Here is a 16,357-nt window from a genome sequence, read left to right on the forward strand (position 1 = left end):
TCATGTCTAGGGAGAATGGTGGCGGGCTTTCCTTCATCACAATGTTGGTCATCATAGTGTCCATAACGTTCGCAGTCAGGGGAAGCAACAACATGTACATGACAGAGATACCGCTCATCGCCCGCTACGTGTTTCACTATGGAGAATTTTTCGTCGGATCCATCTCCGCGCTAGCCGCTGTCGGCACGTTTCTCATGAGTGCATTAATAAATTCCAGGTTGCGTTCTAGGGAAAGGCGTTACGTCTTCATAGCATCATCCCTGATTTATGCAATAATCTTTCCGTTGTTCTACCTGTCCAATGCCATAACTATATGGCCAGTGGTCTTTGTAGCTGGCTTCTCCCTCGGAGCTCTGATGCCAAACATTATAACGTCCGCCGGCCTGCTTCCGGACAGAAAGCAGAGGGAACGATTGCTTTCGATTTACACGCTCACGCTGAGCATATCTCTGGTCGTTGGTCCCGCCCTGGAAGGATATCTACTGGGATTCATGCCACTTCTGAAAACCTTCCTCGTCTTCAGCGTATTTCCAGTAATCGTATTCGCACTCTCGTTCTTTCTTAAATTCCCGGATGAGAACGGCGCAAGAAAGATACAAAGTGGCGACGTTGTCAGGAACCACGGGTTCAGAGCAGCCGTGTACAACATAATGACCTACAACATTCCATTCGCATTCATACTCACCTTCGGAGGAATATATGCGATGTCTCGCTTCGGCGTAACGTATTCAACGGTAACGCTGATGTTTGCCAGCTTTTTCTTCACGTCATTCCTGAGCAGGATGATCCTTGCCGTCAGGCCTCCGGAGGATATATGGAAACTCATGATGCTGTCCGTTGTCATAACCACAATAGGCCTCATCGGAATAGTCGAATCCTTCAACTTCCTCATGTTGGAGGTGTTCTTCCTGCTTCTTGGATTCCCGCATGGGTTCACGTACCCGCTCTCGGTGATATCAATTTCTCGTTCTTTCGATATGCAGGCGAGGAATGCAGCCAACAGCCTCTTCTTCTCCATAATGATGGCCGTGGGCGCCGTGATGCCGTTCGCCTCAGGCGGTATAGTCAGTGCTATAGGCCTCAGATATTCCTTTGCAGCCCTGATACCGGTCATACTGATACTGCTGTACATGCTTCATCATGAGATGTCCCTTGTGAGCCATGGAAAAATAAGTGGGGGCGCTTCGCCCTCATGAATCGTTTTACGAAGAAATGAAGTTCTCCATCAGAGCCACAGACTGAGGCGCGGCCCGAGTTCCAGCGTAGAATATTGCCAGGGCAACAGCGCTAATCACGATCAGATCAAGCGGAAACGGTATTATCCCTATCCCATAGCTTCCGAGGTATGATACCACGGGGAGTATCGCCAGTATGGCTATCATGTATGATCCCTGCGAAATGTCTCTGATCGGGTTCTTCCTAGCAAAAACAAACAGCACAAGGCCTGCAATGGCTATTGCGCTCATGTAAAGCGTTGTGGGATATCCGGACCAGTAAACTATAAGGGCGGATAGTGCGAAACCAAGTGGTGCCAGTATCTTCGATGCTGGGAGCCTGAAGCCTTTCGCCTCGATCCCGTATTTTTCAAATATTGCGAGTGAAATTGGGCCGCTCATGTATGCGATGATAGTCAGATCCGAGTTGACAGATACAAGAGACTGCCAGGACGGGAATGGAAGAACGAAGAGTATCATCACCACGAGGTCAAGTATAAGGGCGAATATGGGCACACTCCTGGAATTTGTCGTCGAGATCTTCTTGGGGAAGAAGCCCATTTCGCTTATCCTGTAGGAGATCCTCGAGGTTGTGGTCTGGTAAATGCTGCTTGTTCCCAGTGGCGATATTATGCCGTCAAAGAGCAGAACTGTTGCTAGCGCTCCAAGGCCGAGCGTTGACGCAAGCACCAGCATTGGCCCGCTTGAGTATCCACTGTCTGCCAGTGCTGCCCAGTCTCCAGGCTTGATGCTGCCCCACTGCAGTGAACCTATGAATGCGATCTGGACAATCATGTATATCGCAGAGGCAACCGCCACGCTGAGCATTATGGCTATGGGAACGGTCTTCTGAGGGTTCTTCGCCTCCCCCGAGAGTTCAACGGCTTGCCTGAAGCCCAAAAACGAGAACGCTATCCCAGCTCCAGGTACAGCCGTGAATATACCCTCAGGCTTTACGGTTCCTACCAGGGTGAAGTTCCTGATTGAGAATATGGTGAATATGAAGAAGAAGCTGGTTATGATGGGTATTGCGATCTTCATGTACGATATTATGTTATTGAATCTGGACGTATTTCGAATTCCAGTGGCATTTAGAATGAAGAACGCTACGAGCAGAGCTACAGCGAGCAATATTCCTGTGGTGGTGAGAAGGCCGTTGTTGTTGAGAAGTCCAGGCACCAGAAAGCTGAGGTAGCTTATGGAAGCGATGACTTCAAGTGGCGGCGTTGAGGCATAGCCAAGAAAGAGAGACCATGCGTTGAGCGATCCGGCCACCGTCCCGTTGGTGAGAAACGGATAACCTGCGGCTGCGCCAGCCATGGGCACCCTACCACTTAGATCAGCGTAAATGAGAGCCAGAATGGCAACTATGCCAGTTCCCACCAGCCATGAGAAGATCGAGTATGGCCCAGCCATGGATGATGCATAGAAGGCAGAAAAAAGCCAACCAGATCCTATCATCCCCGTCACCGAGGCCATCATGAGATCGATTATTCCAAGTTCTTTTTTCAACATTAAGATATCTGATTTTTTCTATCCTTATAAGGCTGGCGTTTAATTTTGGATATTTTGGCCTCAGATGTCCAAAAATGGATAAACCAATCCATAAATAGACTTATTTATGTTCGATTCATAAAGGTCGATGAGCATTTCAGATGATGTGAGGACCTACATCGAAAGGAATCCGCACCTTATGCGGGCGCTCAACGAAGATATAGTGAACTATTCAGCTCTCGCCAGGAAGATCATGGGCGATACCGGCCTGGAGAATTTTCAGGCGATAGTTGCTGCGCTCAAAAGATACAGGGCACCCGCATCTGAAATAGACCATTCAGCGATACTTGCAAGATCAAGTGTGGAGATGTACACGAACATATCCGTTATCATCCTCAAGCCTAAGAATGAAAACGTGAAGATGGTGCTCAACAACGCCGACCGCTCAACACTTAACTACAGTCGGTTCAGAATAATTCAGGGCGTTCAGGGCGCGGTTGTGGTCGTGAATGACAACGATCTGGAGAGGATGATACGAGGAATACCGAAAGCAGAGATCATAAGCATTGATAGAAAGCTTGCCGAGATCGTCATAACTAGCCCGCAGACGATAACTTACACCAGGGGCTATGTTGCGCATCTATCATCTCTTCTCGCTTACCATGGCATAAACGTTGTCCAGCTCGTCTCGTTCTACACCGATGTCACCTTCATACTTGACGAGAAGGATCTGACCGCAAGCTTCAGGATAATATCGGATCTCATCCAGAGATCGGCCAGGCAACGCGGAGAAAACATCGATAGGATGTGACTGTACGATTTGCTATATTTATAATCACATTTACATGCATATGAAATAACTATTATGTGGAAATATTAATTCATCATATCAGTTATTGTCCATCATATTCGCAAAACTTTTATTAATTATTTTAAGTTATACGCATATGAAGGAAAAAGCCAGAAATGTTTATATGGTGGCTGGAGGCGTAACAAAATTCGCCAAGGCGTCACCAGAGATGGATTTTCGGTTGCGGGTGAAGAAGGCTTTTGACTATGCTATGAATGATGCAGGTCTCACACTTGCAGACATAGATGGTTCGGTTGCGTCATATTTCTCTGACCACTTCCAGAGGCAGCTGATGTCCGGAATAATGGTTCAGGATTACCTTGGTCTCGTGCCAAAGCCCAGCAAGAGAATCGAGGGTGGCGGTGCGACTGGAGGCCTGGCTTTTCAAGCCGGATACGAGGAGATCGCCTCCGGCAGAATGGACACGGTTGCAGTCTATGGATTCGAGACGATGTCCCATGTCAACACATGGAAGGGAAATGAATTCATAGCGCTCGCTAGCGATACCAACTTTGATTACCCCATTGGCGGCTTTTACACGGGATACTATGCCATGATGGCTGTGCGCCACATGTATGAGTTCGGGACGACTGTGGAGCAGCTGGCGAAGGTATCGGTAAAAAACCATGGTAATGCTCTTCACAATCCCTATGCACAGAGCCCCATGAAGCTGACAGTAGAGGACGTACGCAACGCACCAATGGTTTCATACCCACTTACAAGGCTGGACGTCTGTGCCATGTCTGATGGAGCCGCAGTTGCGATACTTGCCTCCGAAGACAAGGCCTTTGAGATAACGGATCATCCCGTACTCATAAAGGGCATAGGCACGGGCACGGATTCCATGAGGCTTGCTGATAGGCCGTTTGGAGATGTCCCGCTCCTTCCAAATGAGAAGCCATCCGATTATAAAGATCTAAAGTATCCAGGTGTTCATTCCTTCAGGGCAGGGCGAATGGCCGCGAAGGAAGCGTACGAGATGGCAGGAATAACGGATCCTCTGAACGAGCTTGATCTCATCGAGCTGCACGACGCCTACACATCATCGGAGATACAGACATACGAGGATCTTGGCCTATGCAAGTACGGCGAAGGCGGACAGTTCATAGATGAGGGTAAGCCAGAGCTGCACGGAAAGATTCCTGTGAATCCGTCCGGTGGGCTTCTCGCAGCAGGCCATCCTGTAGGTGCGACTGGCATAATGCAGGCAGTCTTCATGTTCTGGCAGCTGCAGCACACCATAAAGAAGCATTTCCATGATGACTATCTGCAGGTGCCGAATGCAAAGAGGGGACTCATACACAGCCATGCCGGAACCGGGACTTATGTTACCGTAACGATTATGGAGGCGGCAAAATGACGCTTGATCCAGATGCAAAGCTTCCTGAAACAGAAGAGGGGACGGTTGTATACAATACGGATCCGCTCATAATAAGATCTCATTATGAGATCGACTACATACACAGCTATGCTCAGGATAGCGAGTTCTTCAGGGCTCTGGGCAGGAAGAAGCTCATGGGCAGCAAGTGCAAGAAATGCGGCTATGTGTACGCAACACCGAGATCGCACTGCATGATGTGTGGTTCGGAAACGGAATGGTATGAACTTCCACTGAAGGGGCGAGTCCATACCTATACGACATGCTACTTCAGTGGCGAGGAATTCCTCAACGAAACTCCGTTCAACCTTATTCTGGTGGAGTTCGATGGCGTAAACTCACTGTTCATGAGCAGGCTGATCGGTGCTGAAACCAAGGACATATACATAGGGATGCCGGTGAAGGCAAAATTTAGAAGGAACCTCAAGATGAACGTTACGGACGTTTATTTCGTACCGGACGTTGAAAAGTGATGAGGCACGGGGAAGCCGCGGTCGGATTGATAATCGACAAGAGCGATATACTCCTGATAAAGAGGAAGACCCGATCAGATGACCCATGGTCAGGCGACGTGGCCTTCCCCGGTGGTTTTTTGAAGGAGAATGAGAGCCCTGCACAGTGCGTAATAAGGGAGATAAAGGAGGAGGTATCACTTTACTTTACGGAGAGGGACATTCTTGCAGAAATGCCTCTGCACTATCCGGTTTCTAGGCAGCTTCCGGTGCATCCGTTCATAATAAAGGGCTATTCGCTAGAGGATGCTAGGCCAGGCGATGAGGTGGAAGAGGTAAGGGTCGCGAACATATCGGATCTCATAAAGGACTTCGATCCGAACAGGGGAAACATCTACAGGTATCAGGACTGGGTGATATGGGGCCTTACCTACAGAATACTCACCACGTACATTGAGAGGTACTACGGCAATTTCGATTTCTGATTTGTTCGATTTACATACGATATTTAAAATATGGAGATATATTTAGCAAACTATGGAACGATCGATCAGGGACTATCAGTTTATCATCTATGCAATAGTTTTTGTGGCAAGTTTCAGCGTCCTCATAATAGTATCAAACCAGCTTCTGTTCCACAATGCATTCCTAGATACAGCAGCCTTCGATGTTGGGAACTGGGTCTACTGGATCTTCGCTGTCAGCTTCATCTTCACCATAACGATGGCCTACCTAATGGTCAGAAACCTGAGTGACAGGGCGAAATTCGAATCCATGATCAACAGCCCTAGCAAGAGCGTGTTCGTCAGAAACCTTAACGAGCTAGAGGCGCTTGCCGTCCGTCTCGGAAAAAGCTACAGGATACAGCTTGATCAGGCAAAGGAAAAATGGAAGGTTAAGTGATCAGTTCTTTAACGAACTGTGGAAGCCTGAATGATCCTTCCATCACATCTGCGTTGAAGTATTTCCCAGACATGTTCACCGGCCTTGGTTTCATTGTCCAGGGCGATGCGACGGTGAATGACCAGAATCCACTGGGATAAGTGGGTATGAAGCCTGTATAAACTCGAACGTCGCTGAAGACCTCCCTCATTCCAGAGTATGCAAGCTTTATTGCCTTCGGCTGGTAGAATGGGGATCCTGACTGCGAAACTATCACGGCGCCTTCATTCATTATCTTTCTCGTATCGTTATAGAAATCCTTTGAGAAGAGGCCCTCTGCTGGACCTTCAGGATCAGTGGAATCTATTATTATGAGATCGAACTTCTCGCTCGTGTTCTTGACATACTTTATGCCATCCTGGATCAGCAGCTTGACATGGCTGTCGTTGAAGGCTGAGGAAAGGGAGGGAAAGAATCTTTTGGAAACCTCCACAACCTGATCATCTATTTCCACATTTACTATGTGCTTCAGGCCGAGATCAATGAGCCTCCTAGCTGCGCCTCCGTCTCCACCGCCTATTATCAGAGCATTCTCTGGAGGTCTTGGCGTCAGATGGTAAGGAACCATCGTTATCAGTTCATGATAGATGAATTCATCCCTCTCCGTGAGCTGCACTGTTCCGTCTATGGCCAGCAGCTTTCCAAAATCATAGGTATCGAATAGATCGATCCTCTGGTAATCTGTCTTTATGGATAACAGCTGATCGCTTACCCTGAAGGAGAGCTGCAGGTTGTCTGAATATCTTTCTGAAAACCAATTCTCTATGAGCTTCATCCGGCTTTTATTGTTTGTGCCTATTTAGACTTTAGCCGATTGCGTTCCATGGGATCGCGATGCGAAGGAGAATGCAGAAAGCTAAAATCGGCGAAACAATATACCGGCATGGATAGAAAGGAACTTCTGTCAAGGCCAGTCAGGGATCTGTCCATAACTGCAGATACCCGCCTGGGAGACCTCATGGATCAGTTTTCAAGCATAGGTGGATTCACAGCGGCAAAAATACACGAAGCATACGAGATCATAAAGGACATGTTCAGTGAGGATAACACAACATTTCTCTCGTTTCCAGCCGATATAATATCAACTGGTCTGCGTGGTCTGATAAATGAGGTGGTCAAGAGGAAGCTTGTTGACGTCATAATAACAACCTCGGGCACGCTCGATCATGATATTGCGCGAACCTACCGCAATTACTACTGCGGTTCGTTCAGCTATAGCGATATTGAGCTGAGAGACCTGGGGATAAATAGGCTGGGAAATGTACTCGTACCGGATGAGTCGTACGGGGAGATCATAGAGGAAAAGGTTATGGAATCCCTGGAGAAACTCTATGCGAAGAAGAAGGAGTGGGCCACGGTGGATCTGATACACGAGGTCGGGCTGGATATCAACAGTGAGAGTTCAATAATTTACAATGCAGCGAAGAACAACATACCGGTGTTTGTGCCAGGAATAACGGATGGATCATTCGGATCTCAGCTCTGGAGCTTCTACGAACAGCACCATGACTTCAAGATAAACCTGCTCGAAGATGAACACAGGCTCTCCGATATAATCTTCGATGCTAAGAAAACTGGTGCTATAATGATAGGAGGTGGTATCTCCAAGCATCACACCATTTGGTGGAATCAGTTCAGGGATGGCCTCGACTATGCAGTATACGTGACCACTGCGCAGGAATATGACGGATCGCTTTCCGGTGCGAAGCTAGAGGAGGCCATATCATGGAAGAAGGTGAGGCCGGACGCAAGGTACGTTAATGTTTACGGCGATGCGACGGTGATAATGCCAGTACTGCTCGCACCGTTTCTCTAAAATCATTGACTTATTTTCGCAGCGTTCAAAGTAAGCTCATAGAAATATCATAACATTTATTAATTTATAATGTATATTACTTTATGGAACTTTTAAACGTAGGTGATATTGCTCCCGATTTTGAAACCGTTGATCAGTACGGAAAGACTGTAAAGCTGAGTTCATACAGAGGGAAGCCAGTGGTGCTCTATTTTTACCCCAAGGATAATACGCCTGGGTGCACGACAGAGGCCTGCAACTTCAGGGATAATTTCAATTCATTCAAAGATTCCGGCGTAGAGGTTATAGGGGTTAGTGTTGATTCTCCGGAATCGCACAAGAAGTTTGCTGAGAAGTACAACCTGAACTTCACGCTGGCCTCGGACAAATCCAAGGACATCGTAAAAAAATACGGGGTATTAGGGCTTGCAACCGCCAAGAGGGTAACATATATAATAGACCCGGATGGCAAGATAGCCTATGTGTATCCGAAAGTCACGCCAAAGGATCATGCGCTTGAAGTCATGAACAAGCTAAAAGATTTAGGCCTAGTAAAAAACAATTGATTATATAGTATAGTTTTTATCATTTTCCATGAGCATAAGCGATACGAAGATCGATCCCAGAATCCAGATCAACGATATTATGAGCAATATCAAGTTGTTATAAGCGATCGCAATTATAAATAAGACAATGGGGATGAAATACTTCAACAATCCCCATATGAGATCGTAGTAATCCATTTAGGCTCATCCGAAGAGTGCGCTGAGTCCGGACATGGCCTCTTCTTCTTCGTGTTCCTTGTCCTCTTCCTTCTTCTTTTCCTCTTTCTTCTTTGGTTCTTCCTTCTTCTTCTCCTCGGCGGCTGGTGCAGGTGCGGTTGCTACCTGTGCCACTGAGGCATTCTTCAGTACCTCGTCGATGTTAACGTCCTTGAGTCCAGAGACCAGGGTCTTTAGTCTGGCCTCATCCACCTGTACGCCGACATCCTCGAGTACCTTTTTCAACTTCTCTTCATCTACTTCCTTTCCAGCTGCATGAAGCAGCAGAGCTCCATATACATATTCCATCTTTATTACCTCCTATTGAAACAGAGCACCGAGTCCCTCGGAAATGCTCTCATCAGGCGATTTTTCTTCCTTTTTCGCCTCTTCCTTCTTCTCTTCAGGGGTTTCCTGTGTACTACCCTTATTCAAAACATTGTTTAAAATTATCGCATTCACATTGGCCCTCACGAGGAAGTCCTTGACATTATCCTCGGTTATGAACTGCCCTGCCAGAGCCAGCGCATCTGCCTTTATCTTTGCCTCGGCAAGCAGATCTCTGAGCACCTCGTCAACGAAGAACATTGAACTCTTAGCTATAGCCTTCGCCTGCGAGAACGCCGCTGCCATGTCGTTAGCTATTCTCTCTGGCGTCAGTGATAGGACTTCCTTTGAGTAAACCACACCCTCACTGTATAGGCCTAGCAACTGCAGTCCAACTTCGAGTGGTTTTATCTCAAGCATCTCAAGAATCTTAGCTTTGTCTTTAGGTATGGTTTCTCCCTTCTTTACGAAGACAGTTTCTTTCTTTATCGCTATCTTTCCTTTCTCCACACCGGTCTGCAGCCCAACCTTCTGGAATTCGGTCATCATGGGGCCTGGTGGAAATCCAGTTGTCATCGGCTGAATGACGATATCTTCAGGCGCTATCTCTCCACCCCTGGGCGCGGTCTTTTGGAATGTAGATTCTATGATTTTGTATATCTCGGTGGGTTCAAGATCAGAGGTTAAAAGAGCTATCTGCCCTCCGGAGTTCTCCTTGAGTTTTGATAGCTTCTCGTCTCCAAGGTTTTCCAGAGCTTTGAAAAGCAGTGTTTTCTTTATCACCTTGAGGTTTATCTTTCCCCTGTTCTTTCCCCTTATGTCCTGTATCTGTCTTGTTCTTATGCCGGCTGTGTCAACTATGGCCACAGACCTAGAAGCCTTTATCCTCTGCGTAATCTCATTAACAAGTTCCTTCTTCTGCTGGCTAACTTCCTTCATTTCTCATCACCGGCCTTTATCTCCACGGCATTACCCATGGTGGTCTTAACGTAGATGCTGCGTATGTTGGATGCCCCACGTTCAAGTTTACCGGTTATCCTGTTTATCACCGTCATGATGTTCTCGCTGATCTTGTCCGCATCCATAGATCTTGTGCCAACCGGAACATGGAAGGTAAGAGCGTTTCTACTCCTAGCTTTCACAGTGTTCTTGAGGTTCTTTATCAGTGGAGCTGGGTCCTGGCCTGGCGGTATAGGCCTTGGCATCTTTCCACGTGGGCCCAAAACCTGACCGAGGCTCTTACCGATGTTGGCCATCAGGGTGGCCTCAGCTATGAAGAAGTATGCCTGATTGACGATCTTCTTGAATGCCTTCTTGTCCTCTGCGAACTTTGAGATATCCTCGGCTCCAAATACAAAGTCAGCGACTCCTCTTGCCTTGGATTTTAATTCATCCGATCCGAACACGGCGATCTTGACGTCCTTTCCCCTGCCATTCGGCAGAAGTATCTCTTCGTTTATTCTGTTCTTGGGATTGCTCATGTCAACGTCCTTGAGGTTTACGGCTATCTCAACGCTCTCCTCAAATTTCCTCTGAGGAGACTTTTCCTTAATTTCACTGACTGCCCTTTTAACGTCATTTATGTTCAATCATCCCACCCCATTAAATGGAGATCTCTCCTGCCTTTATTTGGCGCTGAACCTCTTTCGGATCCTTCCCATCCACGTTTATTCCCATGGATACGCAGGTCCCGAGAACCTCAAGTGTCGCAGCCTTGAGGTCGCTTGCAAGCATGGATGCCATCTTGGTCTTTGCAACATCAACAATCTGATCCAGCGTAGCATTTCCAGCAATTGCTTCCTTTCTCTTCGCAGCTCCCTTTTCTATTCCCAACTTTTTCTTCAACAGTGCAGAGGTGGGAGGAATTCCAACGGTTATCTCGTATTTCTTTGTCTCAGGATCGACAACGGTTATCGTAACAGGGACTCTCATTCCCTGAAATTCCTTTGTCTTCTCATTAATCTCCTTGACTACCTGGGCAACGTTCAATCCAAGTGGACCCAGTGCAGGTCCTATGGGTGGTCCCGTGGTGGCCTTCCCACCTTCCACCATCGTCTTCACTGACTGTGCCATTGTTAAGCACCCTGAAACTCAATATAAAACTCATATAAATAACCATCTCAATGGCAAGATCACTGTGCAAGATTCATGGTACGGAAATTGCGCCAGTTTCTTTCCTTGAGGCAAATATAATCATTTTATTTTGCAAGAGGCAATTTAAGAATCTTAGGGCTATGGCATAAATTCGGCTAGTGGCATTATCTCCACTATCCTGTTATTGTGCGACGATCTCTTCTTATCGGACCAGTATTTTCCGAGAGCTTTGAGGAATTCTATCTGGTCTTCCCTTCTTATGATGAAATAGTTATCCAGATGGCCTGCGCCATCACTGTAGCCCCAATAATCTATGGGCCCCATAACAGATCTCACTATATTGTAATAAAAGTCATGGAACCAGCTGCTTTCTAAATGGAACTGAACTATCCTGCCATTCCTGTTAGATCGATAAATTTCGTACTTTCCATTGAACTTAACATCACCATTGTGAACCCTAGCTATGAGGCTGCTGGTATCGGATGCAACATACTTCATTCTGAAATTCATTGTGTTCTGGAATATCCCGGATGAATTTGTGAGAAGTTCTTCCTCTGTAAGCGTCCAGGTTGTTCTAATAACCTCCGCCATGCTTGGATTTATCTCCTTTCTTTCCACGGCTATCATGAACGAAGGTATGTTCGCATCTTCCAGCCTTTCCAGCCTCATGACTTCGGCTGGCAGAGGCGCAAGGTTGACATAATCCAAAATGAGTTTGGTGACCATATCAAGAGCTTCCTCAACGAATTCAAAGACGATTATGAGCTCATCCTTTCCAAGGCTTATAACGGGATACATGATGAGACCTGGTATTGAGGCAAGCCTGTCTATGGATGCATTCGAGACGTCTGATATATCTCTTATCAGTGCGTTTGTTTCGTGCTTTATAACTTTCCCCAGGCCTATCTTGGTGTAATATGCGTTGATATAATCCACGATGGACTCCACCTCATCTGTCTTAAGACTCCTGAATGCGTTGATGAACATCCTCCAGCGGCCATCTTCCCTGGCAAACATGCAGCCGTAGTTGTATCTCTTGTTCTCCTCATTGTATCCCGCGAACATCTTCCAAAAGCGTTCTGGTACAGGATTGGGAACGTTAACCTTAATCGAAGCAAGATAGTCGAGAGATGGTGGAAATACGTGATCGTCCATCGTATCATAATCGCTGATCGCATTAATTTAACTTTGCACCATTGCTCTGCATGAGAGCGAAATTTTCAGCCTCAGCAGGTATCGTCTATTAGTATATTACCGAAGGTAATTAATTATTATAAAACCTAAAAATATTAGTTCAGAATAACGAAAAATAACGGCTAAAATCGAATGTATAAGATAACTCACACATACAGAAGACCGCGTGTATCTTGACACGAAATATGGCTGGCGGGTTGCGACATGTATTTGAATAATATGATTGAGAGTAATATGGTGATGATGTATGGATAAATTGAGGGTAGGTCTCCTTGGATCAACGGGCGTTGTTGGGTCTCTGCTATCGAAGATGATAGCCATCCATCCATACTTTGATCTTGCGAACGTCTATGCCTCTGATAGAAGCGCTGGACAAAGATATGGCAACGTTGTCTATGGTGGTGCAAGCGATCTTTATAGGAATCTAGAAGTGAAGGAGAGCAACCCTGACCGGATAATCAGCGACCACAATGATATAATTTTTAGTGCTGTTAGTGATGAAAAAGCTGGTTTGATAGAGAGACGTTTGGCAGAGGCTGGGTTGCCTATTTTTACCAACGCATCAGCAAACCGTCTCGAAGATGATGTTTTCTTGATAGTTCCAGAGATAAATGGCGATCTGGTTGGCAGCATCAAGAGGAAGGGTTTCATAATAGCAAATGGAAATTGCAGCACGATTGGCCTTGCCCTTGGTATTGATCCGGTCATCCGCGGGAGATCCGCAGTGAAAATCATAGTTACGACCATGCAGGCTGTCAGCGGGGCAGGTTATCCTGGGGTTTCATCGCTGGATATAATCGACAATATGATCCCGTACATACAGAAGGAGGAGACAAAGATAGAAAGAGAAACGAAAAAGATATTCTCCGGAAAACTGGACACAGAAATATTCGCTACTACTACGCGCGTGCCTGTTAAAATTGGGCATATGGAATCTGTTCATATAGAATTCGATCAGGTATTGGACCCATCAGAGATAAGGGCAGAATTTCGCAGTTATGGCAATGGGCTGTTGAAAACTGTCTATCCATCCCTACCAGATAGATCGGTGATTTTACTGGAAAAAGATGACAGACCCCAGCCCGCGCTGGACGCCACAAACGGTGGATCAGCGCTGAAAGCAGGGATGGCCGTTTCAGTTGGAAGATTAAGAGTCAGAAGTCGTAGTCTGGATCTTGTTCTTCTGGTTAATAACCTTGTTAGGGGTGCAGCCGGTTCGACCCTGCTAAATGCTGAGATAGCCTACAAGGAGGGTATAATTTGACGGAGAAGTGTGTTATTAAGATCGGAGGATCTGTACTGAAGGACGGATCATCGCTTCCGCGTGTCATGGATATAATTTCACATTTCAGAAGCCCGATACTAGTCGTCAGTGCTTTCGGAGGCATCACAGATGCGCTCTATAGATTCTATGAATACGACGAAAGCAGAATGGATAAACTCAGGGATCTGCTTCTCATGCATCTCGGTATTCTATGGAAATATAATATAGAAGCTCATCCAGAAATTTCAATTCAGGATTCATCGATCTTAGATCAGGATGCCTACGTATCCTATGGCGAAAAGATGTCTGCATTTACGCTTGCAAGATTTCTCACCGGAAATGGGATACCGGCTGCGCCCATATATACCGATGAGGCTGGATTAATCGTGGAGGAGATTTCAAAGGAACGTACAGTTGATCTTGAGGGTTCAAGGGCATTTTTTGAAAATATAGCGAGAGTAGAGACGTCTGGAAAAGTACCTGTTGTAACCGGGTTCTTCGGTATAGATCGTTATGGGAAGACGAGAATACTAGGAAGAAATTCAAGCGACTATTCTGCCGTTGCTGTTGCCGCCATCCTTGGCATAAGGGAAGTCATACTGATTAAGGATGTGCCGGGCATCTACATGAACCTCGAAGACCGAACTTCAATAGTGAACAGAATTGATTACGAAACTGCATTGCGAATAGTAGATCGGGGTTCGAAGGTGGTGCATCGGGCTGCGCTCAGGCTTGCAATGAAGATGGGAATGAATCTGCTGATAACATCTCCGGAAAATCTTGAATCCGGGACCGTTATCGGTGATCTCTTCTGATTTCGTCAATGCCGGAAATCGAAAAAGGTTAAATTCTCATTATTCATCTCCCCATACCATTTGATGGGCTCGTAGTCTAGTGGTATGATGTCGCCCTGACACGGCGGAGGTCACCGGTTCGAATCCGGTCGGGCCCACTTTAAGTATTAAACGAATACTTTATTTATGATTTTAGACTATATGATGTATGACCTATAAACCGAAGTATGACAACCTAATGGAAAACCCGAAAATAAGAAGATGGTTTGAGAATCTAAAGGCTAAATCAATACTTACAGCAACCGTTTACCGAAGGACTTTAGGCTACTATTGTGAATTGGAGAAAACTACGCCTGAACAACTTCTAACCGATATGGAAAAGTTAGAGTTTAGAGATAATTTCTTGGATTTTGTTAGAAGATTAGAGAAAGAGGGGAAAGCAGGGTCATATATTGTAAGATATAAAAAGGTTTTACGGTCTTGGGCTAAATTTAATGGAATCGATATAAAGTTAGATGTAAATATAGCAAATGAAAACGAAAGTCCAACGTTAGACAACGAAAGAGTGCCAAGCAAGGAAGAATTGAGCAGGCTTTTAAGAAAAGCGACATCAAGAGGCAGGGTATCAATCCCTATTATGGCATTTTCAGGCTTTAGACCCGAAACATTGGGTAATTACGAGGGCACAGATGGATTACGATTAGGCGATATTAAAGAGCTTAAGATTTCAGATGAAATCGAATTCACCAAGATTCCAGCCACAATAATGGTAAAGACAAGGCTAAGCAAGGCAAGAAACCAATACTTTTCTTTCATTGGAGAGGAGGGTATAACGTATATCAAGGAATATTTGGAGGAGAGAAAAAAGAACGGAGAGGAGCTAACTTATGAATCCCCACTGTTGCAATTTGATGTAAGAGGCACAAAGAAGAATGATTTTATGCGGACTATGTTGGTAACGAGGGATATCAGGGAGGCAATAACCACAGCAGGTCTAAAGATGAGACCTTACGTTTTAAGGGCATATTTCAGCACGGCGTTAGACATCGCAGAGAGCAAAGGTCTAATATCGCACCCGTGGAGGCAGTTTATTATGGGTCATAAGGGCGATATAGAGGCAAGATACAGCACAAATAAGAGGCTACCGCCAGATATGATAGAGGAGATGAGGGAAAGTTATCGTAAGTGTTTAAAATTCCTTGAAACGAGAATATCCGATGTTTCAGAGGACAACGCAAAGCTATTCTTACAGCAACAGCTCTTATCGGCAGTGGGCTACAAGCAGGAGGAGATAGACAAGTTAGACCTTTCAAGCGTGAGCAATGAGGACTTTCAGCAGTTGTTAAGGGACAAGGTAGCAGGTGCGATGAGCGACAACGGAGCGAAGCAGAAGGTCATACCTGTAAACGAAATAGAGCAGTATATCAGCGATGGATACGACTTTGAAGCAGTATTGCCGAACGGAAAAGCGGTAATGAGGTTGAGGTTTTAGTCCTTTTTCATACACTTTTCATATAAGAATGCGTAATCAAACCATAAAGCATAGCTTTTTTTTCGTTTCTTGTGTTGAGCTTTTATAATTTCTGACAATAATTCAACATCGTTTTCATTTGAAAAATCTAATATGCCTTTCCGAGCAGGTTTCCCGTATGGTTCATAAGATGTTTCTAAAAATACTGATTTTATATCTTCCAAAAGCCGAAGAGCAGGACCACCATAATCAATTATAATCCCCACGTCAATTAAATCCTCAATATGTTTTATTGCGGTCTTTGAGTTCATTTTACTTTTTACAAGT

The 16,357-nt window shown here is 45.7% G+C and carries 19 protein-coding genes and 1 tRNA gene; 12 read left to right on the forward strand and 8 right to left on the reverse strand.

The window, feature by feature from the left end:
- Positions 1 to 2 precede the first annotated feature (2 nt).
- Positions 3 to 1,196 carry an MFS transporter gene (locus tag TA_RS01800; RefSeq protein ID WP_156778465.1) on the forward strand — a complete coding sequence of 398 codons (1,194 nt, stop codon included), beginning with the start codon at positions 3 to 5 and terminating at the stop codon, positions 1,194 to 1,196.
- A gap of 6 nt (positions 1,197 to 1,202) precedes the next feature.
- Here the strand turns inward: TA_RS01800 and TA_RS01805 are convergent, their stop codons facing one another.
- Entirely contained in the window at positions 1,203 to 2,729 is a 1,527-nt protein-coding gene (locus tag TA_RS01805) for an APC family permease (RefSeq protein ID WP_010900777.1), read from the reverse strand.
- A gap of 127 nt (positions 2,730 to 2,856) precedes the next feature.
- Here TA_RS01805 and TA_RS01810 point away from each other — a divergent pair, with 127 nt between their 5' ends.
- The 5 genes from TA_RS01810 (at position 2,857) to TA_RS01830 (ending at position 6,291) form a co-directional block, all read left to right on the forward strand.
- Positions 2,857 to 3,519: a DUF7523 family protein gene (locus TA_RS01810; protein WP_010900778.1), complete on the forward strand. Its 663-nt coding sequence runs from the start codon at positions 2,857 to 2,859 to the stop codon at positions 3,517 to 3,519.
- Between the two features lie 136 nt (positions 3,520 to 3,655).
- Entirely contained in the window at positions 3,656 to 4,918 is a 1,263-nt protein-coding gene (locus TA_RS01815; protein WP_048161538.1) for a thiolase domain-containing protein, read from the forward strand.
- Positions 4,915 to 5,409, forward strand: a complete 495-nt coding sequence (locus TA_RS01820; RefSeq protein ID WP_010900780.1) for a Zn-ribbon domain-containing OB-fold protein — start codon at positions 4,915 to 4,917, stop codon at positions 5,407 to 5,409. The genes TA_RS01815 and TA_RS01820 overlap by 4 nt, the downstream gene beginning before the upstream one ends.
- Positions 5,409 to 5,873, forward strand: a complete 465-nt coding sequence (locus TA_RS01825) for an NUDIX hydrolase (protein WP_010900781.1) — start codon at positions 5,409 to 5,411, stop codon at positions 5,871 to 5,873. The genes TA_RS01820 and TA_RS01825 overlap by 1 nt, the downstream gene beginning before the upstream one ends.
- Before the next feature lie 52 nt (positions 5,874 to 5,925).
- Positions 5,926 to 6,291, forward strand: coding sequence for a DUF3198 domain-containing protein (locus TA_RS01830; RefSeq protein ID WP_010900782.1), 366 nt, complete (start codon positions 5,926 to 5,928; stop codon positions 6,289 to 6,291).
- On the opposite strand, the gene speE is transcribed toward TA_RS01830, so the two are convergent.
- Positions 6,284 to 7,105: a polyamine aminopropyltransferase gene (gene speE, locus TA_RS01835; RefSeq protein ID WP_010900783.1), complete on the reverse strand. Its 822-nt coding sequence runs from the start codon at positions 7,103 to 7,105 to the stop codon at positions 6,284 to 6,286. The two genes, TA_RS01830 and speE, sit on opposite strands and share 8 nt — an antisense overlap.
- A gap of 108 nt (positions 7,106 to 7,213) precedes the next feature.
- Between speE and TA_RS01840 the strand changes: the two genes are divergently transcribed.
- A complete protein-coding gene (locus TA_RS01840) occupies positions 7,214 to 8,146 on the forward strand; it encodes a deoxyhypusine synthase (RefSeq protein WP_048161540.1) in 933 nt (310 codons plus the stop codon).
- Between the two features lie 83 nt (positions 8,147 to 8,229).
- Positions 8,230 to 8,691: a thioredoxin-dependent thiol peroxidase gene (gene bcp / locus TA_RS01845; RefSeq protein ID WP_010900785.1), complete on the forward strand. Its 462-nt coding sequence runs from the start codon at positions 8,230 to 8,232 to the stop codon at positions 8,689 to 8,691.
- A 183-nt stretch (positions 8,692 to 8,874) separates the two neighbouring features.
- Here the strand turns inward: bcp and rpl12p are convergent, their stop codons facing one another.
- From rpl12p to TA_RS01870, 5 genes are all read right to left on the reverse strand, one after another.
- Positions 8,875 to 9,195: a 50S ribosomal protein P1 gene (gene rpl12p, locus TA_RS01850; RefSeq protein ID WP_010900786.1), complete on the reverse strand. Its 321-nt coding sequence runs from the start codon at positions 9,193 to 9,195 to the stop codon at positions 8,875 to 8,877.
- A 12-nt stretch (positions 9,196 to 9,207) separates the two neighbouring features.
- Positions 9,208 to 10,152, reverse strand: coding sequence for a 50S ribosomal protein L10 (locus TA_RS01855; RefSeq protein ID WP_010900787.1), 945 nt, complete (start codon positions 10,150 to 10,152; stop codon positions 9,208 to 9,210).
- Positions 10,149 to 10,802 (reverse strand): 50S ribosomal protein L1, encoded by a 654-nt coding sequence (locus TA_RS01860; RefSeq protein WP_010900788.1) that lies wholly within the window; start codon positions 10,800 to 10,802, stop codon positions 10,149 to 10,151. Before TA_RS01860 ends, TA_RS01855 begins: the two co-directional genes overlap by 4 nt.
- 13 nt (positions 10,803 to 10,815) lie before the next feature.
- Positions 10,816 to 11,286: a 50S ribosomal protein L11 gene (locus tag TA_RS01865; RefSeq protein WP_048161546.1), complete on the reverse strand. Its 471-nt coding sequence runs from the start codon at positions 11,284 to 11,286 to the stop codon at positions 10,816 to 10,818.
- A 159-nt stretch (positions 11,287 to 11,445) separates the two neighbouring features.
- Positions 11,446 to 12,462, reverse strand: coding sequence for a hypothetical protein (locus tag TA_RS01870; protein WP_010900790.1), 1,017 nt, complete (start codon positions 12,460 to 12,462; stop codon positions 11,446 to 11,448).
- 286 nt (positions 12,463 to 12,748) lie between these two features.
- On the opposite strand from TA_RS01870, the gene asd reads away from it, so the two are divergent.
- The 4 genes from asd (at position 12,749) to TA_RS01890 (ending at position 16,051) form a co-directional block, all read left to right on the forward strand.
- Positions 12,749 to 13,765 (forward strand): aspartate-semialdehyde dehydrogenase, encoded by a 1,017-nt coding sequence (gene asd / locus TA_RS01875; protein WP_010900791.1) that lies wholly within the window; start codon positions 12,749 to 12,751, stop codon positions 13,763 to 13,765.
- Complete coding sequence (locus TA_RS01880; protein ID WP_010900792.1) at positions 13,762 to 14,580, forward strand: amino acid kinase family protein; 819 nt, start codon at positions 13,762 to 13,764, stop codon at positions 14,578 to 14,580. Before asd ends, TA_RS01880 begins: the two co-directional genes overlap by 4 nt.
- Positions 14,581 to 14,645: 65 nt before the next feature.
- Positions 14,646 to 14,717: transfer RNA gene (locus TA_RS01885), tRNA-Val, on the forward strand.
- 50 nt (positions 14,718 to 14,767) lie between these two features.
- Positions 14,768 to 16,051 carry a site-specific integrase gene (locus TA_RS01890; protein WP_010900793.1) on the forward strand — a complete coding sequence of 428 codons (1,284 nt, stop codon included), beginning with the start codon at positions 14,768 to 14,770 and terminating at the stop codon, positions 16,049 to 16,051.
- Here the strand turns inward: TA_RS01890 and TA_RS01895 are convergent.
- Positions 16,048 to 16,341: a hypothetical protein gene (locus tag TA_RS01895; protein WP_162053233.1), complete on the reverse strand. Its 294-nt coding sequence runs from the start codon at positions 16,339 to 16,341 to the stop codon at positions 16,048 to 16,050. The genes TA_RS01890 and TA_RS01895 overlap by 4 nt on opposite strands.
- Positions 16,342 to 16,357 lie beyond the last annotated feature (16 nt).

Origin of the sequence: Thermoplasma acidophilum DSM 1728 (assembly GCF_000195915.1) — an archaeon.
GTDB lineage: Archaea > Thermoplasmatota > Thermoplasmata > Thermoplasmatales > Thermoplasmataceae > Thermoplasma > Thermoplasma acidophilum.

What these genes read in the sequence shown, in the direction of transcription:
- TA_RS01805 (WP_010900777.1), bottom strand. Translation starts at nt 2,729, where the DNA reads ATGTTGAAAAAAGAACTTGGAATAATCGATCTCATGATGGCCTCGGTG.
- TA_RS01810 (WP_010900778.1), top strand. Translation starts at nt 2,857, where the DNA reads ATGAGCATTTCAGATGATGTGAGGACCTACATCGAAAGGAATCCGCAC.
- TA_RS01895 (WP_162053233.1), bottom strand. Translation starts at nt 16,341, where the DNA reads ATGAACTCAAAGACCGCAATAAAACATATTGAGGATTTAATTGACGTG.
- TA_RS01825 (WP_010900781.1), top strand. Translation starts at nt 5,409, where the DNA reads ATGAGGCACGGGGAAGCCGCGGTCGGATTGATAATCGACAAGAGCGAT.
- rpl12p (WP_010900786.1), bottom strand. Translation starts at nt 9,195, where the DNA reads ATGGAATATGTATATGGAGCTCTGCTGCTTCATGCAGCTGGAAAGGAA.
- asd (WP_010900791.1), top strand. Translation starts at nt 12,749, where the DNA reads ATGGATAAATTGAGGGTAGGTCTCCTTGGATCAACGGGCGTTGTTGGG.
- TA_RS01820 (WP_010900780.1), top strand. Translation starts at nt 4,915, where the DNA reads ATGACGCTTGATCCAGATGCAAAGCTTCCTGAAACAGAAGAGGGGACG.
- TA_RS01815 (WP_048161538.1), top strand. Translation starts at nt 3,656, where the DNA reads ATGAAGGAAAAAGCCAGAAATGTTTATATGGTGGCTGGAGGCGTAACA.
- TA_RS01890 (WP_010900793.1), top strand. Translation starts at nt 14,768, where the DNA reads ATGACCTATAAACCGAAGTATGACAACCTAATGGAAAACCCGAAAATA.
- TA_RS01870 (WP_010900790.1), bottom strand. Translation starts at nt 12,462, where the DNA reads ATGGACGATCACGTATTTCCACCATCTCTCGACTATCTTGCTTCGATT.
- TA_RS01865 (WP_048161546.1), bottom strand. Translation starts at nt 11,286, where the DNA reads ATGGCACAGTCAGTGAAGACGATGGTGGAAGGTGGGAAGGCCACCACG.
- speE (WP_010900783.1), bottom strand. Translation starts at nt 7,105, where the DNA reads ATGAAGCTCATAGAGAATTGGTTTTCAGAAAGATATTCAGACAACCTG.
- bcp (WP_010900785.1), top strand. Translation starts at nt 8,230, where the DNA reads ATGGAACTTTTAAACGTAGGTGATATTGCTCCCGATTTTGAAACCGTT.
- TA_RS01800 (WP_156778465.1), top strand. Translation starts at nt 3, where the DNA reads ATGTCTAGGGAGAATGGTGGCGGGCTTTCCTTCATCACAATGTTGGTC.
- TA_RS01840 (WP_048161540.1), top strand. Translation starts at nt 7,214, where the DNA reads ATGGATAGAAAGGAACTTCTGTCAAGGCCAGTCAGGGATCTGTCCATA.
- TA_RS01830 (WP_010900782.1), top strand. Translation starts at nt 5,926, where the DNA reads ATGGAACGATCGATCAGGGACTATCAGTTTATCATCTATGCAATAGTT.
- TA_RS01855 (WP_010900787.1), bottom strand. Translation starts at nt 10,152, where the DNA reads ATGAAGGAAGTTAGCCAGCAGAAGAAGGAACTTGTTAATGAGATTACG.